Genomic DNA, 23629 nt, shown 5'->3' on the forward strand with positions numbered 1-23629 from the left:
TCGTGCTCGGCTGCCACAGACGACAAGTCTCACCAATGAGTCCCGCCATGATCCGCAACCTGATCTTCGACATCGACGGGACCCTGCTCGACAGCGTGGACCTGCACGCCGACGCGTGGTCGGAGGCCTTTCGACACTTCGGCATCGACGTCGCGCCGGAGTCGGTCCGCAGCCAGATCGGCAAGGGCGGCGACCAGCTCATGCCGGTCTTCGTCCCCGAGGACCGCCTGGAGCGCGAGGGCGAGACAATCGAGACATTCCGCTCGGCGCTGTTCAAGGAGAAGTACCTGCACAAGGTCCGTCCGTTTCCGGGTGTGCGGGCCCTGTTCGAGCGGCTGAAGGCGGAGGGCCACGTCCTCGCCCTCGCCTCCTCCGGCAAGGCCGAGGAGGTGGAGCGCTACCAGGAGATCGCCGGCATCCGCGACCTCGTCGACGTGGCGACCAATTCCGACGAGGCCGAGCGCTCGAAGCCGCATCCGGACATCTTCGAGGCGGCGCTCGCCCGGCTCGGCCACCCGTCCCGGGGCCAGGCGATCGTGATCGGCGATTCGCCCTACGACGCCGAGGCTGCCGTGAAAGCCGGGCTGCCGGTGATCGGCGTCCTGTGCGGCGGCTTCCCGGAGGCGCAGCTCTCCGAGGCGGGCTGCATCGCGATCTACCGTGACCCGCAGGACCTGCTCGACGGCTATGCGAGCTCGCCCCTGCGGCGTGGGGTGCCGTAGACCGGGCCCATCTTGCCGGATGAACCCCGGCGTGCGACTCGTGCGGGCGATTCCACGCTCACAGGATCTCACGCCCCTTGTCCGGCCCGCGCCGCCTCGCCGCCCTGCTCCTGGCCGTCGCGCCGTCCTTGGCCGTCGCGCTGCCGACGACACTCCTCGCGCAGCAACCGCCGGCGCCCCCGAACGCCGATGCGTCGGATTTCGCCCGGCTGGAGGCGGCCCAGAACGCCGCCAACGCCGCGCCGGGCCCGCGCACCGTCCCGGGCCGGCGCATCCCGGTGCCCGGCACGGTGAGCCCGGAATTCCAGGCGGCGATCGCGGCGCCCTACCGGGTGCCGGCCTGGAACGCCGATCCGGGCAGCGCGGCGGAATGGAAGGCGCTGGTGGCCAAGCTCGCCGCCCAGACCGCAGCACCCTTGCCGGCCCTGCGCGAGCGCCTGGGCGTCGTCTCGACCCCGGAGGTGATCGGCGGCGTCAAGGCCTGGATCATCGCCCCGAAGGTGGTGCCCGAGCGCAACCGCCACCGGCTGCTGGTCCACATCCATGGCGGCGGCTACGTCTACAACCCGGGCGAGGCCGGCACGCTCGAGGCGGTGCTGATGGCGGCCTTCGGCAGCTTTACCGTGGTCTCGTTCGATTACCGCATGCCGCCGGACGCGCCCTACCCGGCGGCGATGGACGACGCCATGGCGGTGTGGAAGGCGGCGCTGACCCTGCAGCCGGCCGAGAACATGGCGGTGTTCGGCACCTCGACCGGCGGCGGCATGACGCTGGCGCTCATGCTGCGGGCCAGGCGCGAAGGCGTGCCGCTCCCCGCGGCCATCGCACCCGGCACGCCCTGGTCCGACCTGACCGAGACCGGCGACAGCTACAAGGCCAACGAGTGGCTGGACAACGTGCTGGTCTCCTATGACGGCATGCTGACCCGGGCGGCCCGGCTCTACGCCGCCGGCCACGACCTGCGCGACCCCCAGCTCTCGCCGATCTACGGCGACCTGCGCGGCCTGCCGCCCACCATCCTGACCACCGGCACCCGCGACCTGTTCCTGTCGAACACCGTGCGCACCCACCGCAAGCTGCGCCAGGCCGGGGTCGAGGCCTCGCTCCAGGTGTTCGAGGGCATGAGCCACGCCCAGTACCTGTTCGATCCCGATGCGCCGGAGACCCGCGAGGTCTTCACCGAGATCGCCGGCTTCCTCGACAAGCATCTCGGGACGGCGGCGAAGAAGCCGTGAGACTCGAGGAGGCCGCCTGTTCGGGCGGCCTGCTCCGCTTGTCGCGCCTCAGAGCCTGTTTGAGTGGTTTTTCTATCGCTGAAATCCAGATAGTCAGCGATATCCTACCCTCCCACCTCATCCTGAGGTGTTAGTCGATCGAAGATCGACCAACCTCGAAGGAGCCCTCCAGAAACCTCAGTGATCCCTGGAACCCTCCTTCGAGGTCAGTCCATCTCCGATGAACCGACACCTCAGGATGAGGTCGTGGGCAGGATATTCCCTGCCGTTTCCGGCTTCATGAAAGACGATCCCGCTCAAACAGGCTCTCAGGCGGCCCGGACCGTATGGAGGAAGCGCATCACCTCGGCCGAGAGGTGCTCGGACTGGCGCGACAATTCGGACGCCGCCGCCAGCACCTGGCTCGCCGCCGCGCCGGTCTCCTCGGAGGCTTGCGCCACGCCCGCGATGTTGCTGGTGACCTCGCCGGTGCCGGTGGCGGCCTGGGAGACGTTGCGGACGATCTCCTGCGTCGCCGCGCCCTGCTGCTCCACCGCCGAGGCGATCGAGACCGCGACCGTGCTGATCTCGCGGATGCGCCCGGTGATCCCGTCGATCGCCGCGACAGCCTGGTCGGTCACGCCCTGGATCTCGCCGATCTGGCCGGCGATCTCCTCGGTGGCCTTCGCGGTCTGGGAAGCGAGTTGCTTGACCTCGGCAGCGACGACCGCGAAGCCGCGCCCCGCCTCGCCGGCCCGCGCCGCCTCGATCGTGGCGTTCAGCGCGAGCAGGTTCGTCTGCGCGGCGATGTTGGAGATCAGCCCGACCATGTCGCCGATCCGGGCGGAGGTGGTCTTCAGCGCCTGGACGAGATGGCCCGTCTTGTCCGCCTCGCCGACCGCGGCCTGGGCGAGGTTGGCCGAGCCCTGGACCTGGCGGCCGATCTCCTGGACCGAGGCCCCCAGCTCCTCGGCCGCCGCCGCCACCGTGCCGACATTGGACGCGGCCTCCTCGGCGGCGGCGGCGACGGTGGTGGATTGCGACGCGGTCTGCGTCGCGGTGGCGGTCATCGTGCTGGCGGTGGCCTGGAGTTCCGTCGCCGAGGAGGAGACGAGGCCGACGATCCCGCCGACGGCGCGCTCGAACCCGTCCGCCATCTCGGCCATCGTCCGCTTGCGCTCGGTGGCCGCCGCCGCATCGGCCACACGCTTGACCTCCGCCTGCTCGGCGGCCTTGCGGGCAACCATCTCGCGGATGCCCTCGACCGCCCGGCCGACGGCGCCGATCTCGTCGCCCCGCGCCGCCTCCTTGATCGTCACGCCCGCCTCGCCCTGCGCCATGCGCTGGAGCACCGCGACGAGGCCGCCGAGCGGACGGGTGATGCCGACGATCACGATGAGGACCGCCAGAGCCAGGGCGGCGAGCAGACCCACCACCGCCGCGCCGACCAGCACCGTGCCGGCCTGGGCCGCGGCCTGGTCGGCGGCCTCGCTCGCCCGCTTGAGCTCCGCCGTCAGCAGATCGATGCGCGGCTGCACCACGTCGCGGACCTTCGCGCGGATCGGCGCGGCCTCGACGAGCAGGACCTTGGCGGCCCCGTCGTTGTCGTTCGCCAGACCCAGGGCGTTGGCCCGGGCGGAGATCGCGAAGAACTCGACCAGGGTCGCGCGCAGGCCCTGGTTGACGACTTTCCGCTCGGCCGTGTCGGACAGGGCGATCAGCGTGTCGGCGCTGGCGAGCGCGGCCTTCTCGGCGGCGTCGTAGCGCTCCTTGTAGCCGGCCATCTGCTCCCGGCGGGTCTCCATGGCGATGTTGCGGCTCTGGACCGCGGCCTCGTTCATGGTGAGGCGGATGGTCAGGATGCTCTGGAGACGCACCACCTGCACCTGGACGATCTGGCGCGTCTGCACGGCGAGGTCGTGGAGGTTGGTCCGCGCATACAGAACCAGCCCGCCCGCGACGGCCGCGACGATCAGGAGGGGCAAGGCAGCCTTGAGAAGGATGCGGGTGTTGCCGAGGAGCGTCATGGATCACGACCGGGAGTTGAGGATCGTGACCATCTGTTTCCGAAACCGGTTAACGAGGTCTGAAGGTCTCGCGGTCATGTCCAGGGATCAGTCAATCTAACGGTTTCCTGCGAGAGACGACGACCAGGATTGTCGGGAGATAGGCCGAAAAGCCTAGCCTCTGGACTGCCTTCCTTCAGGATAGATCAGACAGAACAGAGTTACGGACGAACGGAGATTCCGATCGGTCCGACCGGCGCCGGACATCACCGAGAGTGGCACAGAGCCCGTGGTGCGGGGCTTTGCCGGCCGCGACCTCTATGTGATCTGTTGGATCGGAATCGACGGCCTCGGGCACGCGATCCCACGCGCAACCTCATTCCGGGACTAATACCAACGCCTAAGATGCTGACGCATCGATTCGATCTCGGGCAGGCCCGAGATCGACGGGGCCGTTGAGCCATCTCGAATTTTCGACACCAAGCCCAGATGTCCGGAACCTTGGGCTTGGCGAAAATTCGAGAACGGAACCAAAGGTCGTTTTCAACGACCGTTGGTATAGCGCGGTACGGAGGAAATCCGGCTTGGCCAGCGGCCCAGCCGAGCCGTCGAAGATCGGGATTTCTTCCGAGACGCGGTATATAATCAGGTCAGGATTGCTCCGCCACCAGTTCCCGCGCCCGCGCCACCGTGACGGCCCGGTAGGCCTGCACCGCGGCACCCGCCGCCTCCGCCGTCGGGGCGGGGCCGGGGCGGGCGCGCAGATAGGCGCCGAGGGTCGAGAGCCGCAGGTCCGCCGCCCGCACGATCAGCGCCAGGGCGCTGAGGCCGGCCGCGCGGTGGGCTGCCCGCATCCGTTCGGGGGAAGTGCCGGCGAGGTGGGCAAGGCCGATCAGCGCCTCTTCCGTCCGGTCCTCCGCGAGCCAGAGGCGCAGGTCGGCCTCGTCGAGACCGAGCCGGACCCGCAGGGCGACCGCCTCGGCGGCGCGCCGGGCCGGACCGGGGCGGGCGGCGGGCCGCAGGAGCGCGTCGCGCTGGCGCGGCAGCAGGCCGCCGCGGGACTCCAGCCCGGCCGCGAGGCGGTCCCGGTCCTCCATCCGCTCGGACAGGAGCGTGAGGGCGAGGAGCGAGAGCTGCGCCCCGCGATTGGCGATGAGCGTCGTCATCACCGCCTGGTCGCCCCGCTCGGCGAGGGTATCGGCCACCCGGGCGGCGACCGTCTCGCGCCGGGCGATCGCCGCGAGATGCACCGGCCCGCGGCTGCGGGCGACGTGCAGCAGCACCTCGTCGGAAAGGGCGGCGCAGCGCGCGAGCACCGGCACCGCGACGCTCGCCTCGGGATCGCAGGCGAGCCGCCGCGCCAGCTTGCGCGGCGGCCGGGGGAGCGCGACGACCTGGCGGGCGAGCCGCCCGCGCGATCCCGTGCCGGCGCCATCGGCGAGCACCGTCATCACCTCGTCGAAGGCGCCGACCTCAAGGACCGAGAGCCCGCCGGACCGGGCCACCAGGAGATCAGCCACGCCGTCGAGGGCCCGCCCCGCGTCCGAGACCCGCTCGGCCGCCTCGACGAGGTCGGAGAGCGACATCGCCGGCGGGACGCTCGCGGGTTGGCGAAGTCTCTCGGGCCGGCGAAATCTCTCGGGTCGGCGAAGTGTCTCGGGTCGGGAAGCCGCGGCCGACGCCATCGGGCGAAAATCCTGTCACGAACCTTGCGGCACGCTACGGCCGCGATGGTTACACGGGCCTTAGCGGCGGGCCGGATTCAGGGGCGGGGTCGCGAATCCGGAGCAAGGCCGGCTCCCGCTCCGATCGGCGATCCCGCGAGATCCGCTGCGCGGCGCGACGGGAACCGGCGCCGGGCTTGTCATGCGGCAGTGCAGCATCATCTAACCGCCGAGTTTCGCGCGGCGGCCAGCGGAGGCCTTATGGACGAGCGGGATCGGGCGGTGCGGAAACCGGACAGCCGGCGAGACGACGACGAGTGCCGGGTGCTGGTGCTGCAGGGCGGCGGGGCTTTAGGCTCCTATCAGGCCGGCGTCGCCGAGGCGATGCAGGACGCCGCGCTCTCACCCGACTGGGTCGCCGGCATCTCGATCGGAGCGATCAACGCCGCGCTCATCGCCGGGAACCCGCCCGGGCGCCGGGTCGAGCGGCTGAGGGCGTTCTGGGACAAGGTGTCGTCGGGCATCACCGTCTCGCCGTGGTTTCCCGGCGAGCAGGCCCGCGAGGTGTTCAACGCCTGGAGCGCCGCCTTCGGGGCGACGGTCGGGGTGCCGGGCTTCTTCGCGCCGCGCTTTCCCCCCGCCCCGCTCTACCCGGCCGGCGCCCCCCAGGCGCTGAGCTACTACGACACCACCCCCTTGCGGCAGACGCTCGCGGAGCTGATCGACTTCGAGCGGATCAACGCATGCGAGACGCGGCTCAGCGTCGGCGCGGTCAACATCCGCACCGGGAACTTCGTCTATTTCGACAATTCCCGCGAGCGGATCGGGCCTGAGCACATCATGGCCTCGGGCGCCCTGCCGCCGGGCTTCCCGCCGGTGGAGATCGACGGCGAACTCTACTGGGACGGCGGCATCGTCTCGAACACGCCATTGCAATACGTGCTGGACGAGGAGCGATTCCGCGACCTCGCGGTGTTCCAGGTCGACCTGTTCAGCGCCCGGGGGCCGCTCCCCCGCACCCTGTCGGAGGCGGCCGAGCGCGAGAAGGACATCCGCTTCTCCAGCCGCACCCGGCTCAACACCAACGACCAGATCGAGATCCACAAGGCCAAGACCGCGCTCCGCCGCCTGCTCGACAAGCTGCCGCCCGAACTGCGCCAGGATCCCGACGTCGCCTTCCTGTCGGAGGTGAGCCACCAGAATGCGGTGACGATCCTGCAGCTGATCTACCGCGCCAAGAACTACGAGAGCGACGCCAAGGACTACGAGTTCTCGCGCACCACGATGCTGGAGCACTGGAAGGCCGGCCGCAACGACGTGCGCCGGTCCCTGCGCCACCGCCACTGGATCGAGCGCTGCCGGCCCGATCTCGGCGTGACCGTGTTCGACCTCACCCGCGACGCGCGGGACTGACCCTGGACGAGGAACGACGCATGACCCGCGACGAGATCCTGAAAGCCCCCTCGATGCCGGCCTTCAGCCCGAGCTACCCGCACGGGCCGTACCGCTTCCTGCGGCGCGAATACCTGATCATCACCTACGAGACCGACCCGGACGCGCTGCGGGCCGCGCTGCCCGAGCCGCTCGAGCCGGCGCCCGGCAACCTCGCGTATTACGAGTGGATGAAGATGCCGGATTCCTCCGGCTTCGGCGATTACGAGGAGAGCGGTTCGGCCATCGTCGCGACTTACAAGGGCGAGCCGTGCAACTACTCGGTCCAGATGTATCTCGACGACGAGCCGCCGATCACCGCCGGCCGCGAGATCTGGGGTTTTCCCAAGAAGTACGGCGTGCCCCGGCTCAAGGTGATGAAGGACACGCTGACCGGCACCCTTCATTACGACGAGGAGCGGGTGGCGATGGGCACGATGACCTACAAGCACCGCAGCCTGGAGGACCAGCTCGACAAGGTCCGTGACGGCATCGGCCAGCTCAACGTCAACCTGAAGTTGATCCCGGATGTCGATGGTGGGGTGAAGGTGGCCCAACTCGTCGGCTACCGCCTCCAGGACATCCATGTCCACGGCGCCTGGGAGGGCGAGGCCCGGCTGCACCTGATCCCGCACGTCAACTGCCGCGTCGCCGACCTGCCGGTGCGCAAGATCGTGCGCGCCCGCCACCAGATCGTCGATTTCACCCTGCCGTACGGCCACGTGCTGCACGACTATTTGGCCTGAGGAGACCTCGTCATGTCGCTGAAAACCAAGACCGCCCTCGTCACCGGCTCGACGAGCGGCATCGGCCTCGCCATCGCGCGGGGTCTGGCGCAACAGGGCGCCAACGTGATGATCAACGGCTTCGGCAAGCCGGAGGCGATCGAGAAGGAGCGGGCCGGCATCGAAGCCGAGTTCGGCGTCCGCGCGGTCTATTCCGGCGCCGACATGAGCAAGGGCGACGAGATCGCCGCCATGGTGGCCGAGGCCGAAAAAGAATTCGGCGCGGTCGACATCCTGGTCAACAACGCGGGCATCCAGTACGTCTCGGCGATCGAGGAATTCCCGGTCGAGAAGTGGGACCAGATCATCGCGATCAACCTGTCCTCGGCCTTCCACACCATGCGGGCGGCGATTCCCGGCATGAAGCAGCGGGGCTGGGGCCGGATCATCAACACCGCCTCGGCGCATTCCCTCGTCGCCTCGCCCTTCAAGTCGGCCTATGTGGCGGCCAAGCACGGCATCGCCGGCCTGACCAAGACCGCGGCGCTCGAACTCGCGACTCACAAGATCACCGTCAACTGCATCTCGCCCGGCTACGTCTGGACGCCGCTGGTCGAGGCGCAGATCCCCGACACCATGAAGGCCCGCGGCCTGACCAAGGACCAGGTGATCGACGAGGTGCTGCTCAAGGCCCAGCCGACCAAGGAATTCGTCACCGTGGAGCAGGTCGCGGCCGTCGCGACGTTCCTGTGCTCGGACGCGGCGAGCCAGATCACCGGCAGCAACCTCACGGTGGATGGCGGCTGGACGGCGCAGTGAGGGCCTGAACGGCGGGGGAGCCGGGGCTTCCGGCTCTCCCGCAGGATCGGCGCCGGCCGGGACCCCGCACCGGAAAAGCCTCCGCCGCGAAAGTCCCGATTAAGCTTGAGGGTGAAGAAAGGATCGCCGGCCACGGCACCGCTCGCCCCCTCAAGCTCCCAGGCCCCCATGCAGCGCAGTTCCGAGGACAACCGCAACCGGGCGCTCGCCGTCCTCGCCGGGCTCGGCGGCCTGGCGCTGCTCGGCCTCCTGATCCTGCGGGGGGTGTTTCGCGATCCCGGCCTCAACTCGCACGGGGCCCTCGCCGACGCGTTCCTGCACGGTCGGCTCTGGATCGAGAGCTGCCCGGAGATCGATTGCGCCCTGTTCCAGGGCCGCACCTACGTGATCTTCCCGCCGCTGCCGGCCCTGGTCGCCCTGCCCTTCGTGGCCGTGTTCGGGTTTCCCGGCTTCAAGGGCTTCGTGCTGCTGGCGCTCGCCCTCGCGGCCCTGAGCCTGTGGGCCTGGCACCGCATCTTCCGCGCCCTCGACGTCGAGGATCCGGACGCGCTCTGGCTCATCGCGGCCATCGCCTTTGCCAGCCCGCTGTTCCAGGTCACCCTGCGCTCGGAGGGAGTGTGGTTCTACGCCCAGTCGGTCGGCTTCCTGATGACAACCCTCAGCCTGTGGGCGGTGATCTGCCGGCGCTCGCTGCCGCTCGCCGGGCTGTTCGTGGCGCTCGCCTTCCTGTGCCGGCAGATGGCGATCTTCTATCCCGTGTTCCTGCTCGTGCTGGCGCTGCCGCGGCACGAGGGCTGGCGCGGGGAGTGGCGCGAGACCGCGCGGAATCTGGTGCGCCCGGTGCTGCTCGCCGGAATCCCGGTCGCGGCCGCCCTCGTCGCCTACTTCGCCTACAATTACGCCCGCTTCGGCAGTCCGACCGAGACCGGCTACGCGTTCATCCACAATCCCGGCAGCGCCGGCTTCATCTGGCGGCGCATCACCGAAGTCGGGCTGTTCTCGCGCGACTACCTCCTGTTCAACACCCTCTACCTGTTCCTCCAGGGCATCCATTTCGAGTTCGGCGGGCCGTACCTGACCCAGCTCACCGGCATCGACCGCTCGGGCTCGGCCCTGCTGGTGATGTGCCCGTGGCTGCTGCTCGCGTTCTACGCCCGCCTCGACCGGGTCTTCGCGGCGGGCGCCGTGGTGATCGCGGTCATCGCCGGCATCACCCTGCTCTACCACTCGAACGGCGCCGACCAGACCGCCACCCAGCGCTACACCCTCGACTGGCTGCCGATCCTGATCGTGCTGTTGGTGCGCGGCGAGCGGCCCCGGGCCTTCGCGGCCCTGCCGCTCCTCGTCACATGGGGCATCCTCGCCAACGCGGCGGTGACCCTGCTGACCAGCCTCTACAAGATCTGAGCCTTCAGGCTTCGACCGGGCCGCGGCGCGCGCCGAAGGTCAGGATCTGGTGGCCGAAATAGTTCGACACCGCGCCGGCCGCGATGCCGGCGCCGTGGCCGAGCGCCTCCGCCACCGGCAGCGGTACCGCCGGCACCAACCCGGCGAGCGCGGCGACCAGGGCCGCGCTCACCCCCAGCACCACGCCGGCCCCGACCGCGTTGACGGCGACGAAGACGGCCACCTGGCGGGGGAGACGGCCGGTCGCGGCGCCCCGGAACACGAAGGTGCGATAGAGCCAGAACCCCGCCGCCATGCCGATCCCGTAGGCGACCAGCATCGAGGCGACGTACGGCATCACCCACGACAGGGCGATGCGGGCAAGCCAGTTGATCGCGGCGGCCGAGCCGCCGGCGATCAGGAAGCGGACGACCTCGGGCGACATCACCACCCCCAACCGGGCAGGCCGAAGGCCGCGACCGCGAAGGACAGGGCGGCGATGCCGGCGAGGCCCAGGGACGGCCGATCCTTGACCGCGAAGGCGACGGGATCGTCGTTCAGCTCGTCGCGGCCGGCGAGCAGCCAGATCCGGCCCATGAACAGCACCAGCACCATCGGGAAGATCCAGAGCGCCAGCGGCGCCGACAGGACCGCGTGCCGGAACGCCTCGTTGGCGAGGTAGAGGATGAAGATCACGATGCTGGCGAGCCCCGCCGCGACCCCGAAGGCGAGCACCACCGGCTCGTCGGCCGGGCGGTAGCCGCGGCCCGAGAGCTGGCCGGTGCGCCCGCGCCTGACCGCCCCGCGCAGCTCGGTGTGGCGCTTGGCGAAGGAGAGCGAGGTGAACAGGAACATCGAGAAGGTGAGGAGCCAGGGCGACCAGGCCACGCCCACCGCCGCGACGCCGATGACGAGCCGCAGGGTGAACAGGCTGCCGAGGACCAGCGCGTCGAGCATCGGTACGCGCTTTAACGAGAACGAATAGGCCAGCGTCACGGCGAGGTAGGCCGCGATGGCGGCGAACAGGGCCGGTCCCCCGGCGGCGGCGAGGGCGAGGCCGAGGGCGAGGCCACCGACGGTCGCGGCGAGGCCGGTCGCCAGGGGCAGCCGCCCGCTCGCGAGCGGCCGGTGGCGCTTCGACCAGTGCGCCCGGTCGTGCGGCAGGTCCCAGAGATCGTTGAGGAGGTAGCTCGCCGACGCGACGAGACCGAGCGCCACGAAGGCGAGGAACGCCTCGGCCCAGGCCCCGGCGCTGCCGGCGAGGCCGCCGAGCATCATCGGCACGAAGACGAGGCCGTTCTTGGCCCATTGGTGCAGCCGCAAGCCCTTGGCGAGGGCACGCAGGCGCGGGGCGGCGGCGAATTCCTCGGACGGGCGGCCGCCGGCCCGGGCGGCACGGGCGACGCTCGCCGGGGTCTCGACCAGGATCACCCGCTGCGCGAGGGCCCAGATCGGCAGGTCGACCGCGGCGTTGCCCGCATAGTCGAACCCGCGCGGAAACAGGGCGGCGAGGCGCTTCGCCTTGACCTCGCCCTTCAGGTTGACGAGCCCGTCGCTCGACACCGCGCGGTCGAAGAGCGGGAAGCGCTCGACGATCCCGCGGGCCATCAGCTCGTCGGCCGCGGTCGCGAGCACGATCTCTCTCCCGAGGGTCTTCTGGAGCTCGATATAGGCGAGCAACTCCTCGTTCGCCGGCAGGGTGGCGAAGTCGAGGGCGGCGTGCTCGGCGACCCGGCGCTTGAAAGTGGCCCGGCCGCGCGGCAGCCAGGCCAGCATCGAGAACAGCATCAGGACGTTGCGGCGCAGGATCGCCACGACGCCCTCGAGCAGCAGGTCGGTGCGCAGGAGCGTGCCGTCGAGGTCGACGACGAGGGGCACCAGCGGGCCCTCGTCACGTCCGGGGATGGCGTTCGCGCTGTCGCGCTCGCGCGGGAGCGGAGCGGCCAGGAATGGACTTGCCAGGGACATCGTCTGCGACCTGCGCTGCTGTGATCTCGGCGAAGGCTACGATGGGACGAGCGGTGCAAGTCTTAATCGGACTTGAGGCGGCCGGATCATTCATCGATCAGGATGAGCGACGCGTTGATGCGACCCGCACGATTCGATGGACCGGCGGAAAGGTCCCGGTGAGCATCGCCTCACGCGGCCGGGCGGGCGCCTCCTCGACCCGGCCTGCGGCGCTTGCCGACAGCCGGTCCGCGCGTTTCGTGTTCGATGCCTTTCCTCTGCGTTACGAGCTTTTAATGAAATAGACCGGCAACCCGTCCTGCGTCCGTGTATTATCCGAATGTAGCGAACGCGCTGATGCCGCAAGGAACACCGGCATCGATTTCAAGAGGAGGCATAGTCATGTTCTACCGGAAATCTCTCGCCGTCGCCCTCGTCGCCACCACCGTTCTCGGCGGCGCCGCCTATGCGACCGAGCAGGCGACCAAGCCGGTGGTGACGCAGGAGAGCGCCGCCCAGCGGGCGGTCGACCAGGATGTCGGCAAGCTCTCGAAGGACGGGGCCCAGGCGTTCCGCGACATGCATCTGGCCCGCATCGCCATCTTCGACGCCGACCCCTCCCAGGCCAAGAGCCTGATCGCCAAGGCGCAGTCCGCCCTCACCAAGGCCAAGACCGACGATGCCGTGTTCCTCAAGGCCGAGTCCGAGCTGAAGACGCCGGCCGACCTCGCGGCGGCCAAGGCGGTGAAGGCCGACAAGACGGCGGATGCCAAGGCCTCTGATGCCAAGACCGCCGATGCCAAGACCGCCGACACAAAGACCGCCGATGCGACGCCGGTCTCCAAGGACAAGGTCGCCTGGGTGCCCGTCGATGCCCAGATGACGCTCGGCGAAGATTTCATCGCGACGCCCGAGAAGGCCTCGGCCGTGACCGAGGCGAACAAGAGCCTCGCCAAGGGCGACCAGAAAGGCGCCATCGAGAAGCTGCGGCTCGCCCATGTCGACGTGAACTTCGTCATGGCGGTGCTGCCCCTCGACAAGACCACCACCGACGTGAGCCAGGCGGCCACGCTGATCAACCAGGGCAAGTACTACGAGGCGAACGCGGTGCTGAAGACCGCCGAGGACGGGATGCGCTTCGACGTGATCGACGCGATCGGCATGCCGCAGAAGGCCAGCGTGACGGGCAGCACCGCCAAGCCCGCCAGCCAGCACCCGGCCACGGCCTCGGAGGGCAAGGCGGCCAAGTAAGCCTTTTGCGGCATCCCGTCGGAGCGTCGAACCGCCATGAGAACCCGGGGCGGCCCGTCCGTCCCGGGCCCTCCCCGTCCGGAACCGGTCCTCAGGAGTTCGCCGTGAGCGTGGCGTGGAGAGTGCTTCCCGTTCTGATCGGGCTGGCCCTGTGCGGCCCTGCGGCGGCGCAAGGCACCGATTTTCCCACCTTCACCCCGCGCGGGGCCTGCGGGCTGGAGCGCGGCTCCGGCACCCATGTCGGCCCCGCGAGCTATCGCGGCTGCCTGTCCGACGAGCGCGCGGCGCGGCGGACCCTGCGGCGCGGATGGACGCGGTTTCCGCTCGCGGACCGACGGAACTGCCGCGCGATGAACGCGATCGGCGGGGCGCCGTCCTACGTCGCCCTGCTGACGTGCCTGCAGCTCGGCGACGGCGGCCTGCCGCGCCAGCCGCCGCCGTTGCCGCCGCTTCCCGCGGCGCGGTGATCGACCCGCTCCTAGAACGCTTCAAGATCGCGTTGCAATCGCGAAGCTCTCTAAGCGGACTTGCGTTGGCAGGCCAACGATTCGTCCGCTTAGCTCCTTGTTTTATCGCAGATTTTTTCAGCAAAACCGGCGGCCGCTTTTGCGAAATCTGCTCAGGCCTTCGATCATACCGCATTTTCCGACGAACCGGCATCCACTTCGTCGGAAAATGCTCTAACGGCGTCCGTGCACCAGGAGCGCGAGGCCGTAGCCCACGGCCCCGGCGAGCAGCAGGGCGACGAGCGGGGTCTCCTCGACGGCGTGGGTCACCGTGCGGGCGCCGTGCCGCGCCGCGTGGCGCCCGCGCTCGTAGGCGTCCTCGGCATAGTCGATGGCGGTATCGGCGGCGTCCCGCAGGCCGTCGCGAGCCTGGCCGGCCAGGTTCTCGGCCTGGCCTTGCGCCTCGCGGAACCGGCCCTCGACCTGCGCGCGGCGGTCGCCCGCCAGGTCCCCGAGGGCGGCCTGCGCCTTGCCGCCGAGCTCGCGCGCCGCGCCGGTGATGCGATCGGTGTCGACCATCTGTCTCTCCCTTGACGGAGGAGGCCGTGCCGGGAGGCGTCCGGAGGACGCGCCCGACGACGGCGCCATGTGACGACAGGTGGGACGGACGGAGGGCACGGCAATGGCCGCGGACGACATTCCTTCCGCTCCGACCGGGCCGCTCCGGGTGTCATACGATTTCCGATTGATCGCTTCGCGATGCGGAAATCGTCTTCGCTCACGCGCCGCGCGGGCTGGTGATACGAAATCCGGAAGTGATCTTCCGAATTTCGTATCACAGGCATTCGGCCCAAGGAACTCGCTGCCACTCCTCCCAAGGGCCGCCCGTCCGCCGGGTCGGCTCACCCGGATGCTTCGGACGCGCGGAGCCGGAGGGGCGAGGCTGCGGCGGTCGGCGCGCGGCCCTGCGACCGCAGGGCGACGCAATGACGACGACGCCACGACGGAGCGTCGTCATGAGACGTGCGCAAGACGATCGCCGGCTCACGATCCATGCAGCCGAGCCGGCAAACAGCTGGGCATCCGGACCCCAAGATCACCCTTGGAATTGATTTAAAGTGCAGCGACCTCTGATCTTGCGCGGCAGGTCGCGCTTGCCTGCGACATCGTTTCGTGCAGACTGCGCCGCACGCCAGACATGGTGCATGGACAGACAGCCGACCGCCGCATGAGCCTGACGACTGCGCAGATCCTCGACCTCGCTCCCGATGCCGCGAGCCGCAAGGCCGGGCAGGACCAGGCCAAGCCCGCGAAATGGAGCGGCCTCGGCCGGGCCGGATCGGTGATCTGGGGCGAGATCAAGGGCAGCGGCGCCAGCCCCTACCGCACCGTCGCGGACCTCGCCGGGCCGACCTCGAAATGCACCTGCCCGAGCCGGAAGTTCCCCTGCAAGCACGGCCTCGGCCTGATGCTGGTCGATGCCGCCGGGCCCCTCGCGGAAGCCGAGCCGCCGGACTGGGTCGCGGCCTGGATCAAGGGCCGCGAGAGCCGCGCCGCCGCGGCCGAAACCCGCGCGAGCGAGCCGGGGAGGCCCGTCGACGAGAAGGCGCAAGTCCGGCGCCGCCAGGCCCGCGAGGAGAAGGTCGCGGGTGCCCTCGACGAACTGGATCTCTGGCTGCGCGACCTGATGCGCCGCGGCCTGGCCGCCGCCCGCGCCGAGCCCTACGCCTTCTGGGACCGCATGGCCGGGCGCCTCGTCGACGGCCAGGCCCCCGGCCTCGCCCGCCGGGTGCGCGCCCTGCCGGGGCTGGTCGCGGCGGCGCCGCAAGCCGGCGCGGCCCGGCCGGAGGCGGCCCTGGGCCTGGCGCTGGGGCGCATCGCCCTTCTGGTGCGCGCCGCGCGCCGGCTCGATGCGCTTACGCCGGACCAGGCGGCGGGGTTGCGGGCGGCTTTGGGCTACCCCGTCACCGCCGAGGAGATGGCGGCCCGACCGGACCACGCCGACGACTGGGCGGTGCTGGCCCACGCGATCGCGGAGGAGGACCGGCTCACCGCCCGCTCGGTCTGGCTCGTCGGCCGCCGCACCGGCGCCGTGGCGCAGGTGCTCGATTACGGCACCGCCGGCTCGCCCCTGCCCCCGGCCCCCGCCGCCGGCCAGGATTTTTCAGGGAGCCTCGCCTTCCAGCCCGGCGACCCGCCCCTGCGTGCGGTGTTTCGCGACGGCCGCGCCGGCCCGGCCTCGGAGCCCGGCCTGCCCGGCGGCGGCAGCGTCGCGGCGGCACGGGACGCCTTCGCGGAAGTGCTGGCCCGCGCGCCCTGGACCGAAAGCTGGCCGGTGAGGCTCGCCGGGGTGCGGTTCGGCCGGCTGCCGGCTTCGGGCGGTGCGGTCGCCTTCGCGGCCGGCGACGCAACCGGCTGCCTTCCCCTGCGGGCCGATCCGCGCCTGCCGAGCCTGCTCGCGGTCGCGGGCGGGCGCCCGGTCGACCTGTTCGGCCTGCATGACGGCCACGGCCTGAGCCCGCTGGCGCTCGCCACCGGAGGCCGCCTCTACGCGATGCCCGCGCAGGCCTCGCAGGCCGTGCTGCAGCAAGTGGCCTGAGGCCAAGTGGCGTGAGGCGAAGTGGCATGAGGCGAAGTGGCGTGAGACGGGCGGCCCGACCATGACCGACACGACCGACCTCGTCGCGGACGGCTGGGAGCCGATCCTGGCCGCCGCCCTCCTCGGCGCCGAGCGCGCGCCGCCTGGCCTGCCCGGTCCCCTGGCGGAGCTGGTGACGGAACCCGATTCCGGCAGCGCCCTGCTGGCGCGGCTGGCGCTCCACGGCATCCACCATCTCGCCGGGCTCGACCTCGCGCCCGAGGCGATGGAGCCGGTGGAAACCCGCGAGACGGCCGGGCCCGAATGCCCGCCGGCCGCCGCGACCCGGCTCCATGCCCTCCTCACCGGCGGCCACGCCGCGCGGGAGCGCCTGCGCGAGTGGTTCGACCTCGCGGCGGCCGCGCAGGTGCGCCCGCCCGCCTGGCTGCACCAGGCCCTGATGCTCCAGGCGGGCAACCTGCCGGAGACGGCCGGGGCCGTCGTCGGCCACGAACTCGCCTGGCTCGCACAGGCCTGCGGCGAGGACCGGGATGGTCCTGCGGCCGTGGCGCCCGGCGACTGGACCGAGGGCAGCCTGCCCGAGCGCCGCGCCGCCTTCTCGGCCTTCCGCGCCCGCGACCCGGACGGAGCCCGGGAGGCTCTAGAAGCGGTCTTCCGCAAGGAGAAGGCCGATGTTCGCCAGGCGTTGGTCGACGCCCTGTGGACCGGGCTGTCCCCGGACGACGCGCCGTTCCTCGAAACCTGCCTCGACGACCGGGCCGGGGGCGTGCGCGAGGCCGCCCAACGCCTGCTGCCGCGGCTGCCCCGCTCGCTCTACGCCTCGCGCATGGCGGTGCGGGCGACCGCCGCGCTCGTCATCGAGAGCAAGGCGCGCCTTCTCCGGAGCGCGACGCACGAGCTGGTGGTCACCCTGCCGACGGAATCCCCCACGCTCGCCCGCGACGGCGTCACGCCCAACCCCTGGGAGCAGCGCGGCGGCGGCACACGGGCGGGCCTGCTGCGGGACATCCTGGCGCGCGCGCCGCTCCACGCCTTCGCGAGCCATCCACCGCGGCGCTGGCTCGAACTGGCCCTGCGCAGCGAATGGGCCGATCCGATCCTCCAGGGGCTGTTTTCGGCGGTGGCGCGCGAGGGCGATCCGGCCTGGACGACGGACTTCGCCGACCTCCTGGCGGAGGCCTACGAGGGCAAGCTCTCCGGCATCCGGCGCACCAACGAACTCCTCGCCCGGTGGGTGCAGGCCCTCGACATGCTGCCTGCCCCCGAATGGGAGGCGCGGGTGACCGAGCTGATCCGCGCCCGCAAGATCGAGGTCGTCCTGGCGATGCTGGGGAAGGGCCCGGACGCCTTCTCCGAGCGGCTCAGCGCCGCCTTGATCGACTGGCTCGCCTTCGTCCTCCGCGGCTCCGAGGCCCTGCGGCGCGACCTCGCCAAGCCTTACGTGATCGCCCGCCTCGGCGAGCGGCTGTGGCCGGGCGAGGACATCGCGGCGACGGCCGGCGCCCTCGCCGCGCGGCTGCCGGAGGACGAGGGGCACGACCGCCTGCGCCAGCAGGTCGCCAGCCTGACCGAGACGCTGGATGTGCGCGTCGCGATCCGGCGCGAATTCCAACAGTGACACGCAGGGAGACAGCCCCAGGATGACGACCAAAGCTGCCCAGCTTCGCCAAGCCTCCCAGCTTCGCCAGGCCGCCGAGGACGCCTTCGCCGAGGAGATCGCCGCCCTGCGGCAGGCCGACGACCGGCCGCGCCCGCCGAACTGGCAGATGTCGCCGCAAGCGGTCGTCACCTACCTGCTCGGCGGCACGCTCGCCTCCGGCTTCGCGGTCACGCCGAAATACATCGGCGACCGGCGCCTGATGGAGGTGGCGGTGGCGACGCTCGCCACCGACCGGGCGCTGCTGCTCCTCGGCGTGCCCGGCACGGCCAAGAGCTGGGTCAGCGAGCATCTAGCGGCTGCCATCTGCGGCACCTCGCGGCTGATCGTGCAGGGCACCGCCGGCACCAGCGAGGAGGCGATCCGCTACGGCTGGAACTACGCGCTGCTGCTCGCCAAGGGGCCGAGCCGCGAGGCGGTGGTCGGCTCGCCGATCATGCGGGCGATGAACGAGGGCCGCATCGCCCGGGTCGAGGAGCTGACCCGCATCCCGTCGGAGACGCAGGACAGCTTCATCACCATCCTCTCCGAGAAGACCCTGCCGATCCCCGAACTGAACGAGGAGGTGCCGGCCCAGAAGGGCTTCAACCTCATCGCGACGGCCAACAACCGGGACCGGGGCGTCAACGAATTGTCGAGCGCGCTGAAGCGCCGCTTCAACACCGTGGTGCTGCCGCCGCCGGCGACGATCGAGGCGGAGATCGCCATCGTCGAGACCCGGGTGGCGTCGCTCGGCCGCGCCTTCGAGATCCCGGCCGAGCCACCCGGCGCCGACCAGATCCGCCGCGTCGTCACGATCTTCCGCGAGTTGCGCGAGGGCGTGACGGTGGACGGCAAGAGCAAGGTCAAGCAGCCCTCCGGTACGCTCTCGACGGCGGAGGCGATCAGCGTCGTCGGCAGCGGGCTGGCGCTGGCCGCCCATTTCGGCGACGGCCGCCTCTCGGCTCACGACCTCGTGTCGGGCATCTCCGGCGCGGTGGTGAAGGACCCGATCCAGGACGCGATCGTCTGGCGCGAATACCTCGAGACCGTGGTCAAGGAGCGCGAGGGCTGGAAGGATTTTTACAAAGCCGCCCGCGCCAGCGCGTGATCCCGCAGGCCGCTCGGTGGATATCCGTCGATCCGGCGGCCTCGCCTATCTCTCCCACCCACGACCTCATCCTGGGTTCGTGCTCGTTTGGTCTCTCCAGATCTCGAACCCTCCATGTCATTCCGGGGCCGCGCAGCGGAGCCCGGAATCCAGAGCCGCCGAGAGTGCGGAAAAAGGCGGATCGCGTTCCGCTCTATCCTTTCACACCTGCGGTTCTGGATTCCGGGTTCCGCTTTCGCGGCCCCGGAATGACACGGAGGGTTTTGAGACCGTCGAGACCAATCGGACAGGCTCCGGGATCGCGGGTGGGATGATCCGCACGAACGGTCAAACAGGCTCCCCGCGACGATGCCCGACATCCGCCTCTTCGGCATCCGCCACCACGGCCCCGGCTCGGCCCGCTCGCTCCGGGCGGCGCTCACCGACTTCGCGCCCGATTGCCTGCTGATCGAGGGGCCGCCGGATGCCGACGCGCTGATCCCGCTCGCCGCCCACGAGGCGATGGCGCCGCCGGTGGCGCTCCTCGTCTACCGGCCCGACCGCCCGCGGGACTGCGCGTTCTTCCCGTTCGCGGCCTTCTCGCCCGAATGGGTGGCGATGCGCCACGGGCTGGCGGCAGGCGCCGCGATCCGCTTCATCGACCTGCCGCACGCCATCCAGCTCGCCGACGGGTTCGGGGTACCGCCGGAGGGCGAAGCCGCGCCGATCGAGGCCGAGCCGGTCACCGACGCGGCGGAGGAGCCGGGCCAGGAATCATCGCTCGTGCCGGCCCCGGCCGCGATCCGCCGCGATCCCCTCGGCGAACTCGCCGCCGCCGCCGGCTACCCGGACGGCGAACGCTGGTGGGACGCCCTGGTGGAGAGCCGGGCCGGCGCCGACGGCGACGTGTTCGCGGCGATCGCCGAGGCGATGGGCGCCCTGCGCGAGGGCGCCGGACCCGATCCGGAGGACGGCATCCGCGAGGAGGCCCGCGAGGCGCATATGCGGGCGGCGATCCGCAAGGCCGCCAAGGAGGAGTTTTCGCGGATCGCGGTGGTGTGCGGCGCCTGGCACGTGCCGGCGCTCGCGCGCCACGACGCCAAGGGCCAGGCCTCCGCCGACAATGCCGTCCTCAAGGGTCTGCCGAAGACCAAGGTCGCGGCCGCCTGGGCACCGTGGTCCTACGAGCGGCTGGCGACCGCCTCCGGCTACCGCGCCGGGGTGCTGTCGCCGGAATGGTACGACACCCTGTGGCACCATGAGGGCCGGGTCGCCGCCCGTTGGCTCGCCCGCGCCGCCGCGCTCCTGCGCGAGGAAGATCTCGACGCCTCGCCGGCCTCGGTGATCGAGGCGGCGCGCCTCGCCGAGGCCCTGGCGGCCTTCCGCGGGCGCTCGCGCCCCTCCCTCGACGATCTCGACGAGGCGACGCAGGCGACGCTCTGCTTCGCCGACCCGGCGCCGATGGGGCTGATCCGGCGCAAGCTCGTCATCGGCGAGCGCCTGGGCGCCACCCCGCCCGACAGCCCCGGCACGCCGGTGGAGGCGGATTTCGAGGCGCAGTGCAAGCGTCTGCGCCTCAAGCCCGGCGCCGCGGCGGGCGACCTCGTCCTCGACCTGCGCAAGGAGACCGATCTCGCCCGCAGCCACTTCCTCAACCGGCTGGCGCTGATCGGCGTGCCCTGGGGCATGCGGCGCGAGGCGCGCGGGCGCGGCACCTTCAAGGAGGCGTGGTTCCTCGCCTGGCAGCCGGACTGGGTGGTGGAGCTGGTGGCCGCCTCGGCCGAGGGCGGCACCGTGGCGGAGGCCGCCGCATCCCGGGTGAAGACCCGGGCGCGGGGGGCGCAGCGCGTCGCCGACCTCTCTCGCCTCGTCGGGACGCTGCTCGATGCCGACCTGCCCGAGGCGACGGCGCAGGTGGTCCGGGCGCTCGACGACCGCGCCGCGGTCTCGGCCGACGTGTTCGACCTGATGGACGCGCTGCCGGCTCTGGCCGAGCTCGCCCGCTACGGCTCGGTGCGCTCCTCCGACACCGAACCGGTGCTGGCGCTCGTGCGAGGGCTGGTGCCCCGGGCCGCCGCCGGCCTCGTCGCCGCCTGCCAGAGCCTCGACGACGAGGCCGCGCAAGCCGCGAAGACACGCATCGTCGCGGTCTCGGGGGCGGTCGCCCTCCTGGAAGACCCGGAGCTGAAGGCGACCTGGCAGGACGCCTTGCGGTCGCTTGCCGACCAGGAGCACGTCCATGGCCGCGTCGTCGGCCGGGCCGTCCGGCTGCTGTTCGACGACCGCGCCATCGATGCCGAGGAGGCCGGCACCCGCCTGCGCCTGGCTTTGTCGCGGGCCACGGGCGCCGTTCCGGCCGCCGCCTGGATCGAGGGTTTCCTGGAGGAGAGCGGCCCGGTCCTGATCCACGGCCAGGGCCTCCTCGGCATCGTCGACGACTGGCTCGCCGGCCTCGACGAGGCCCTGTTCACCGAGCTGCTGCCGCTGGTGCGCCGCACCTTCGCGACGCTGGCCCCGGCCGAGCGCCGAGCGATCGGCGAGGCCCTGGCCCGTCCGGGGGGCGCAGCCCCCGGCGCGGAGGGCCCGGAGGGCTTCGATGCGCGCCGCGCCGCGAGCGTGCTGCCGATCCTGCGACTGCTGCTCGCGCCGACGACCACCGGAGACGCCGCATGAGCGAGACCGAACGCCTGCGCCGCTGGCGCCTCGTCCTCGGCGGCGGGGCCGCAGAGGGGACCGGCTGCGCCCTCGGGGAGCGCGACCAGCGCCTCGACCGGGCGCTCGGCGCCCTCTACGATTCCGACCGCAAGGGGGGCCTCGGCGCCTCCGCCCCCTCGGTGCCGCGCTGGCTCGGCGACATCCGCGACTACTTTCCGGCTTCCGTCGTGCAGGTGATGCAGCGCGACGCCTTCGAGCGGCTCGATCTCAAGCGGATGCTGACCGAGCCGGAGATGCTGGACGCGCTCCAGCCCGACGTGAACCTGGTCTCGACCCTGATCTCGATGCGGGGCCTGCTCGGCGGGCGCACCAGGGAGACCGCCCGCCTCGTGGTGCGCAAGGTCGTGGACGAGTTGATGAAGCGGCTGGAGGAGCCGGTCCGCCAGGCGGTCGCCGGCGCGATCGACCGCGCCAGCCTCAACCGGCGGCCGCGCCACGCCGAGATCGACTGGCACCGCACCATCCGGGCGAACCTGCGCCACTACCAGGCCGAGTACCGCACCATCATCCCGGAAACCCGCCTCGGCCACGGCCGCAGGAGCCGCGGTTCGCTCAAGGACGTGATCCTGTGCATCGACCAATCCGGCTCGATGGCGAATTCGGTCGTCTATTCGAGCATCTTCGGGGCGGTGATGGCCTCGCTCCCGGCGGTCTCGACGCGGCTCGTGGTGTTCGACACGCAAGTCGTCGATCTCACCGAAGATCTCGACGATCCGGTCGAGATCTTGTTCTCGGTCCAGCTCGGCGGCGGCACCGACATCAACCGGGCGGTCGGCTATTGCGCGTCGCGCATCACCCGGCCCGAGGATACGGTGCTGGTGCTGATCTCCGACCTCTACGAGGGCGGGGTCGAGGCCGGGCTGCTCGCCCAGGCGCAACGCCTGGTCGCGGCCGGCGTGCAGGTGGTGGCCCTGCTGGCCCTCTCCGACGAGGGGGCCCCTGCTTACGACCGCGCGCTCGCGGCCCGCCTCGCCGCCCTCGGCGTGCCCTCCTTCGCCTGCACGCCGGACCTGTTTCCCGACATGATGGCGGCGGCGATCCGCAAGCAGGATCTCGGCGCCTGGGCGGCTGGGGCGGGAATCGCGGCGGTCCCGGCGGTCGGGGTGTGAGGGGGTGGCGTAGGGCGGCGGCGCGGGATTGCCGGCAAAGCGGCGCCTGACGTAGGGTCTTCCGCATGGAGACCCCGACCTGCCCGACGCCCGCCGAGGCCTTGCGGATTGCCGAAACCGTCTTCCATGCCCGCTATGGAGGAGCGGCCTTCGCCTATGTGGCGGGCTCCATCATGCGCGGTGAGGGCACTTATCTCTCCGACATCGATCTGGTCGTCGTCTTCGATCACCTCGAATCGGCGCGGCGGGAATCCTTCATCGTCGAGGGCGTGCCGATCGAGGCCTTCGTCCACGATCGCGAAACATTGGCCTGGTTCGTCGACGACGACGTGGCGCACGGACGCCCCGTGATCCTCACCATGATCGCCGAAGGCAGGATCATCGGCGGCGCGCAGGAACGGGCCGAGGCATTGCGCGCCGGCATCGTGGAGCGCCTGGCCGAGGGGCCGCCGCCCCTGTCGCCTGCTGCGTTGACCATGCTGCGCTACGAGATCACGGATGCGATCGACGATCTCCGCGGCGAGCGAACCGCGAGCGAGAGGACGGCGATCGGGGCCATGCTTTATCCCAAGCTGGTCGAACTCGCGTTGCGCGGACGAGGGCGCTGGAACGGCACCGGCAAATGGGCGCCGCGTCTTCTCGGGGCGATGGATGCCGATCTGGCGGGACGGTTCGAGGACGCCTTCTCGGCACTGCTCATTCGTGGCGACACCGGCCCTGTCATCGCGCTCGCAGAAGTGGAACTGGCCCCGCATGGAGGCGCCTGCTTCGATGGCGATTGCCGCGCCGCGCCCTCGTCATGGCGCGTCGGCGAGGAGCCGGTTGCTCCGGAACGCGATCCTCCGCGGAAGGCCCGATGACGTTTGGCG

General features: G+C 71.1%; 19 protein-coding genes. 14 read left to right on the forward strand and 5 right to left on the reverse strand.

Annotated elements, in window-relative coordinates; translation table 11 throughout:
- Positions 1-47 precede the first annotated feature (47 nt).
- Together AC3AOF_RS26275 and AC3AOF_RS26280 are read left to right on the forward strand one after the other, a co-directional pair.
- A complete protein-coding gene (locus AC3AOF_RS26275) occupies positions 48-722 on the forward strand; it encodes an HAD family hydrolase (protein ID WP_488346927.1) in 675 nt (224 codons plus the stop codon).
- A 140-nt stretch (positions 723-862) separates the two neighbouring features.
- Entirely contained in the window at positions 863-1957 is a 1095-nt protein-coding gene (locus AC3AOF_RS26280) for an alpha/beta hydrolase (protein ID WP_236992646.1), read from the forward strand.
- 308 nt (positions 1958-2265) lie between these two features.
- Here AC3AOF_RS26280 and AC3AOF_RS26285 read toward each other — a convergent pair whose 3' ends face one another.
- Together AC3AOF_RS26285 and AC3AOF_RS26290 are read right to left on the reverse strand one after the other, a co-directional pair.
- On the reverse strand, positions 2266-3963 hold the full coding sequence (locus AC3AOF_RS26285) for a methyl-accepting chemotaxis protein (RefSeq protein ID WP_488346928.1): 1698 nt from the start codon (positions 3961-3963) through the stop codon (positions 2266-2268).
- Between the two features lie 629 nt (positions 3964-4592).
- Positions 4593-5528 carry a DUF2336 domain-containing protein gene (locus AC3AOF_RS26290; protein ID WP_488346929.1) on the reverse strand — a complete coding sequence of 312 codons (936 nt, stop codon included), beginning with the start codon at positions 5526-5528 and terminating at the stop codon, positions 4593-4595.
- 339 nt (positions 5529-5867) lie between these two features.
- On the opposite strand from AC3AOF_RS26290, the gene AC3AOF_RS26295 reads away from it, so the two are divergent.
- The 4 genes from AC3AOF_RS26295 (at position 5868) to AC3AOF_RS26310 (ending at position 9988) form a co-directional block, all read left to right on the forward strand.
- Entirely contained in the window at positions 5868-7019 is a 1152-nt protein-coding gene (locus AC3AOF_RS26295) for a patatin-like phospholipase family protein (RefSeq protein ID WP_236988067.1), read from the forward strand.
- A gap of 20 nt (positions 7020-7039) precedes the next feature.
- Positions 7040-7783 (forward strand): acetoacetate decarboxylase, encoded by a 744-nt coding sequence (locus AC3AOF_RS26300; RefSeq protein WP_488346930.1) that lies wholly within the window; start codon positions 7040-7042, stop codon positions 7781-7783.
- 12 nt (positions 7784-7795) lie between these two features.
- A complete protein-coding gene (locus tag AC3AOF_RS26305) occupies positions 7796-8581 on the forward strand; it encodes a 3-hydroxybutyrate dehydrogenase (RefSeq protein ID WP_236988065.1) in 786 nt (261 codons plus the stop codon).
- A 168-nt stretch (positions 8582-8749) separates the two neighbouring features.
- Positions 8750-9988: a hypothetical protein gene (locus AC3AOF_RS26310; protein WP_488346931.1), complete on the forward strand. Its 1239-nt coding sequence runs from the start codon at positions 8750-8752 to the stop codon at positions 9986-9988.
- 4 nt (positions 9989-9992) lie between these two features.
- On the opposite strand, the gene AC3AOF_RS26315 is transcribed toward AC3AOF_RS26310, so the two are convergent.
- Both AC3AOF_RS26315 and AC3AOF_RS26320 read right to left on the reverse strand, forming a co-directional pair.
- Positions 9993-10412: a GtrA family protein gene (locus AC3AOF_RS26315; RefSeq protein ID WP_488346932.1), complete on the reverse strand. Its 420-nt coding sequence runs from the start codon at positions 10410-10412 to the stop codon at positions 9993-9995.
- Positions 10412-11935 carry a UbiA family prenyltransferase gene (locus AC3AOF_RS26320; protein WP_488346933.1) on the reverse strand — a complete coding sequence of 508 codons (1524 nt, stop codon included), beginning with the start codon at positions 11933-11935 and terminating at the stop codon, positions 10412-10414. Before AC3AOF_RS26320 ends, AC3AOF_RS26315 begins: the two co-directional genes overlap by 1 nt.
- A gap of 381 nt (positions 11936-12316) precedes the next feature.
- On the opposite strand from AC3AOF_RS26320, the gene AC3AOF_RS26325 reads away from it, so the two are divergent.
- Both AC3AOF_RS26325 and AC3AOF_RS26330 read left to right on the forward strand, forming a co-directional pair.
- Complete coding sequence (locus AC3AOF_RS26325) at positions 12317-13165, forward strand: YfdX family protein (protein ID WP_488346934.1); 849 nt, start codon at positions 12317-12319, stop codon at positions 13163-13165.
- Positions 13166-13275: 110 nt separating this feature from the next.
- Positions 13276-13632 (forward strand): hypothetical protein, encoded by a 357-nt coding sequence (locus AC3AOF_RS26330; protein WP_488346935.1) that lies wholly within the window; start codon positions 13276-13278, stop codon positions 13630-13632.
- A 213-nt stretch (positions 13633-13845) separates the two neighbouring features.
- On the opposite strand, the gene AC3AOF_RS26335 is transcribed toward AC3AOF_RS26330, so the two are convergent.
- A complete protein-coding gene (locus AC3AOF_RS26335; RefSeq protein ID WP_488346936.1) occupies positions 13846-14190 on the reverse strand; it encodes a CsbD family protein in 345 nt (114 codons plus the stop codon).
- 649 nt (positions 14191-14839) lie between these two features.
- Here AC3AOF_RS26335 and AC3AOF_RS26340 point away from each other — a divergent pair.
- The 6 genes from AC3AOF_RS26340 (at position 14840) to AC3AOF_RS26365 (ending at position 23620) form a co-directional block, all read left to right on the forward strand.
- Positions 14840-16210, forward strand: coding sequence for an SWIM zinc finger family protein (locus AC3AOF_RS26340; protein ID WP_488346937.1), 1371 nt, complete (start codon positions 14840-14842; stop codon positions 16208-16210).
- A gap of 61 nt (positions 16211-16271) precedes the next feature.
- Positions 16272-17828 carry a DUF5691 domain-containing protein gene (locus tag AC3AOF_RS26345; RefSeq protein WP_488346938.1) on the forward strand — a complete coding sequence of 519 codons (1557 nt, stop codon included), beginning with the start codon at positions 16272-16274 and terminating at the stop codon, positions 17826-17828.
- A 22-nt stretch (positions 17829-17850) separates the two neighbouring features.
- Positions 17851-18957, forward strand: a complete 1107-nt coding sequence (locus AC3AOF_RS26350) for an ATP-binding protein (RefSeq protein WP_488346939.1) — start codon at positions 17851-17853, stop codon at positions 18955-18957.
- A gap of 348 nt (positions 18958-19305) precedes the next feature.
- Positions 19306-21609: a DUF5682 family protein gene (locus AC3AOF_RS26355; RefSeq protein WP_488346940.1), complete on the forward strand. Its 2304-nt coding sequence runs from the start codon at positions 19306-19308 to the stop codon at positions 21607-21609.
- A complete protein-coding gene (locus AC3AOF_RS26360; protein WP_236988054.1) occupies positions 21606-22760 on the forward strand; it encodes a vWA domain-containing protein in 1155 nt (384 codons plus the stop codon). The genes AC3AOF_RS26355 and AC3AOF_RS26360 overlap by 4 nt, the downstream gene beginning before the upstream one ends.
- Positions 22761-22825: 65 nt before the next feature.
- On the forward strand, positions 22826-23620 hold the full coding sequence (locus AC3AOF_RS26365; protein ID WP_488346941.1) for a nucleotidyltransferase domain-containing protein: 795 nt from the start codon (positions 22826-22828) through the stop codon (positions 23618-23620).
- Positions 23621-23629: the final 9 nt, after the last annotated feature.

The sequence above is a fragment of the Methylobacterium sp. 142-1Y genome (assembly GCF_057747795.1).

Bases quoted from the DNA above. Each gene is read 5' to 3' on its own strand.
- AC3AOF_RS26275 (WP_488346927.1), top strand. From the start codon at position 48: ATGATCCGCAACCTGATCTTCGACATCGACGGGACCCTGCTCGACAGC.
- AC3AOF_RS26285 (WP_488346928.1), bottom strand. From the start codon at position 3,963: ATGACGCTCCTCGGCAACACCCGCATCCTTCTCAAGGCTGCCTTGCCC.
- AC3AOF_RS26290 (WP_488346929.1), bottom strand. From the start codon at position 5,528: ATGTCGCTCTCCGACCTCGTCGAGGCGGCCGAGCGGGTCTCGGACGCG.
- AC3AOF_RS26295 (WP_236988067.1), top strand. From the start codon at position 5,868: ATGGACGAGCGGGATCGGGCGGTGCGGAAACCGGACAGCCGGCGAGAC.
- AC3AOF_RS26300 (WP_488346930.1), top strand. From the start codon at position 7,040: ATGACCCGCGACGAGATCCTGAAAGCCCCCTCGATGCCGGCCTTCAGC.
- AC3AOF_RS26305 (WP_236988065.1), top strand. From the start codon at position 7,796: ATGTCGCTGAAAACCAAGACCGCCCTCGTCACCGGCTCGACGAGCGGC.
- AC3AOF_RS26310 (WP_488346931.1), top strand. From the start codon at position 8,750: ATGCAGCGCAGTTCCGAGGACAACCGCAACCGGGCGCTCGCCGTCCTC.
- AC3AOF_RS26315 (WP_488346932.1), bottom strand. From the start codon at position 10,412: ATGTCGCCCGAGGTCGTCCGCTTCCTGATCGCCGGCGGCTCGGCCGCC.
- AC3AOF_RS26320 (WP_488346933.1), bottom strand. From the start codon at position 11,935: ATGTCCCTGGCAAGTCCATTCCTGGCCGCTCCGCTCCCGCGCGAGCGC.
- AC3AOF_RS26325 (WP_488346934.1), top strand. From the start codon at position 12,317: ATGTTCTACCGGAAATCTCTCGCCGTCGCCCTCGTCGCCACCACCGTT.
- AC3AOF_RS26335 (WP_488346936.1), bottom strand. From the start codon at position 14,190: ATGGTCGACACCGATCGCATCACCGGCGCGGCGCGCGAGCTCGGCGGC.
- AC3AOF_RS26340 (WP_488346937.1), top strand. From the start codon at position 14,840: ATGAGCCTGACGACTGCGCAGATCCTCGACCTCGCTCCCGATGCCGCG.
- AC3AOF_RS26345 (WP_488346938.1), top strand. From the start codon at position 16,272: ATGACCGACACGACCGACCTCGTCGCGGACGGCTGGGAGCCGATCCTG.
- AC3AOF_RS26350 (WP_488346939.1), top strand. From the start codon at position 17,851: ATGACGACCAAAGCTGCCCAGCTTCGCCAAGCCTCCCAGCTTCGCCAG.
- AC3AOF_RS26355 (WP_488346940.1), top strand. From the start codon at position 19,306: ATGCCCGACATCCGCCTCTTCGGCATCCGCCACCACGGCCCCGGCTCG.
- AC3AOF_RS26360 (WP_236988054.1), top strand. From the start codon at position 21,606: ATGAGCGAGACCGAACGCCTGCGCCGCTGGCGCCTCGTCCTCGGCGGC.
- AC3AOF_RS26365 (WP_488346941.1), top strand. From the start codon at position 22,826: ATGGAGACCCCGACCTGCCCGACGCCCGCCGAGGCCTTGCGGATTGCC.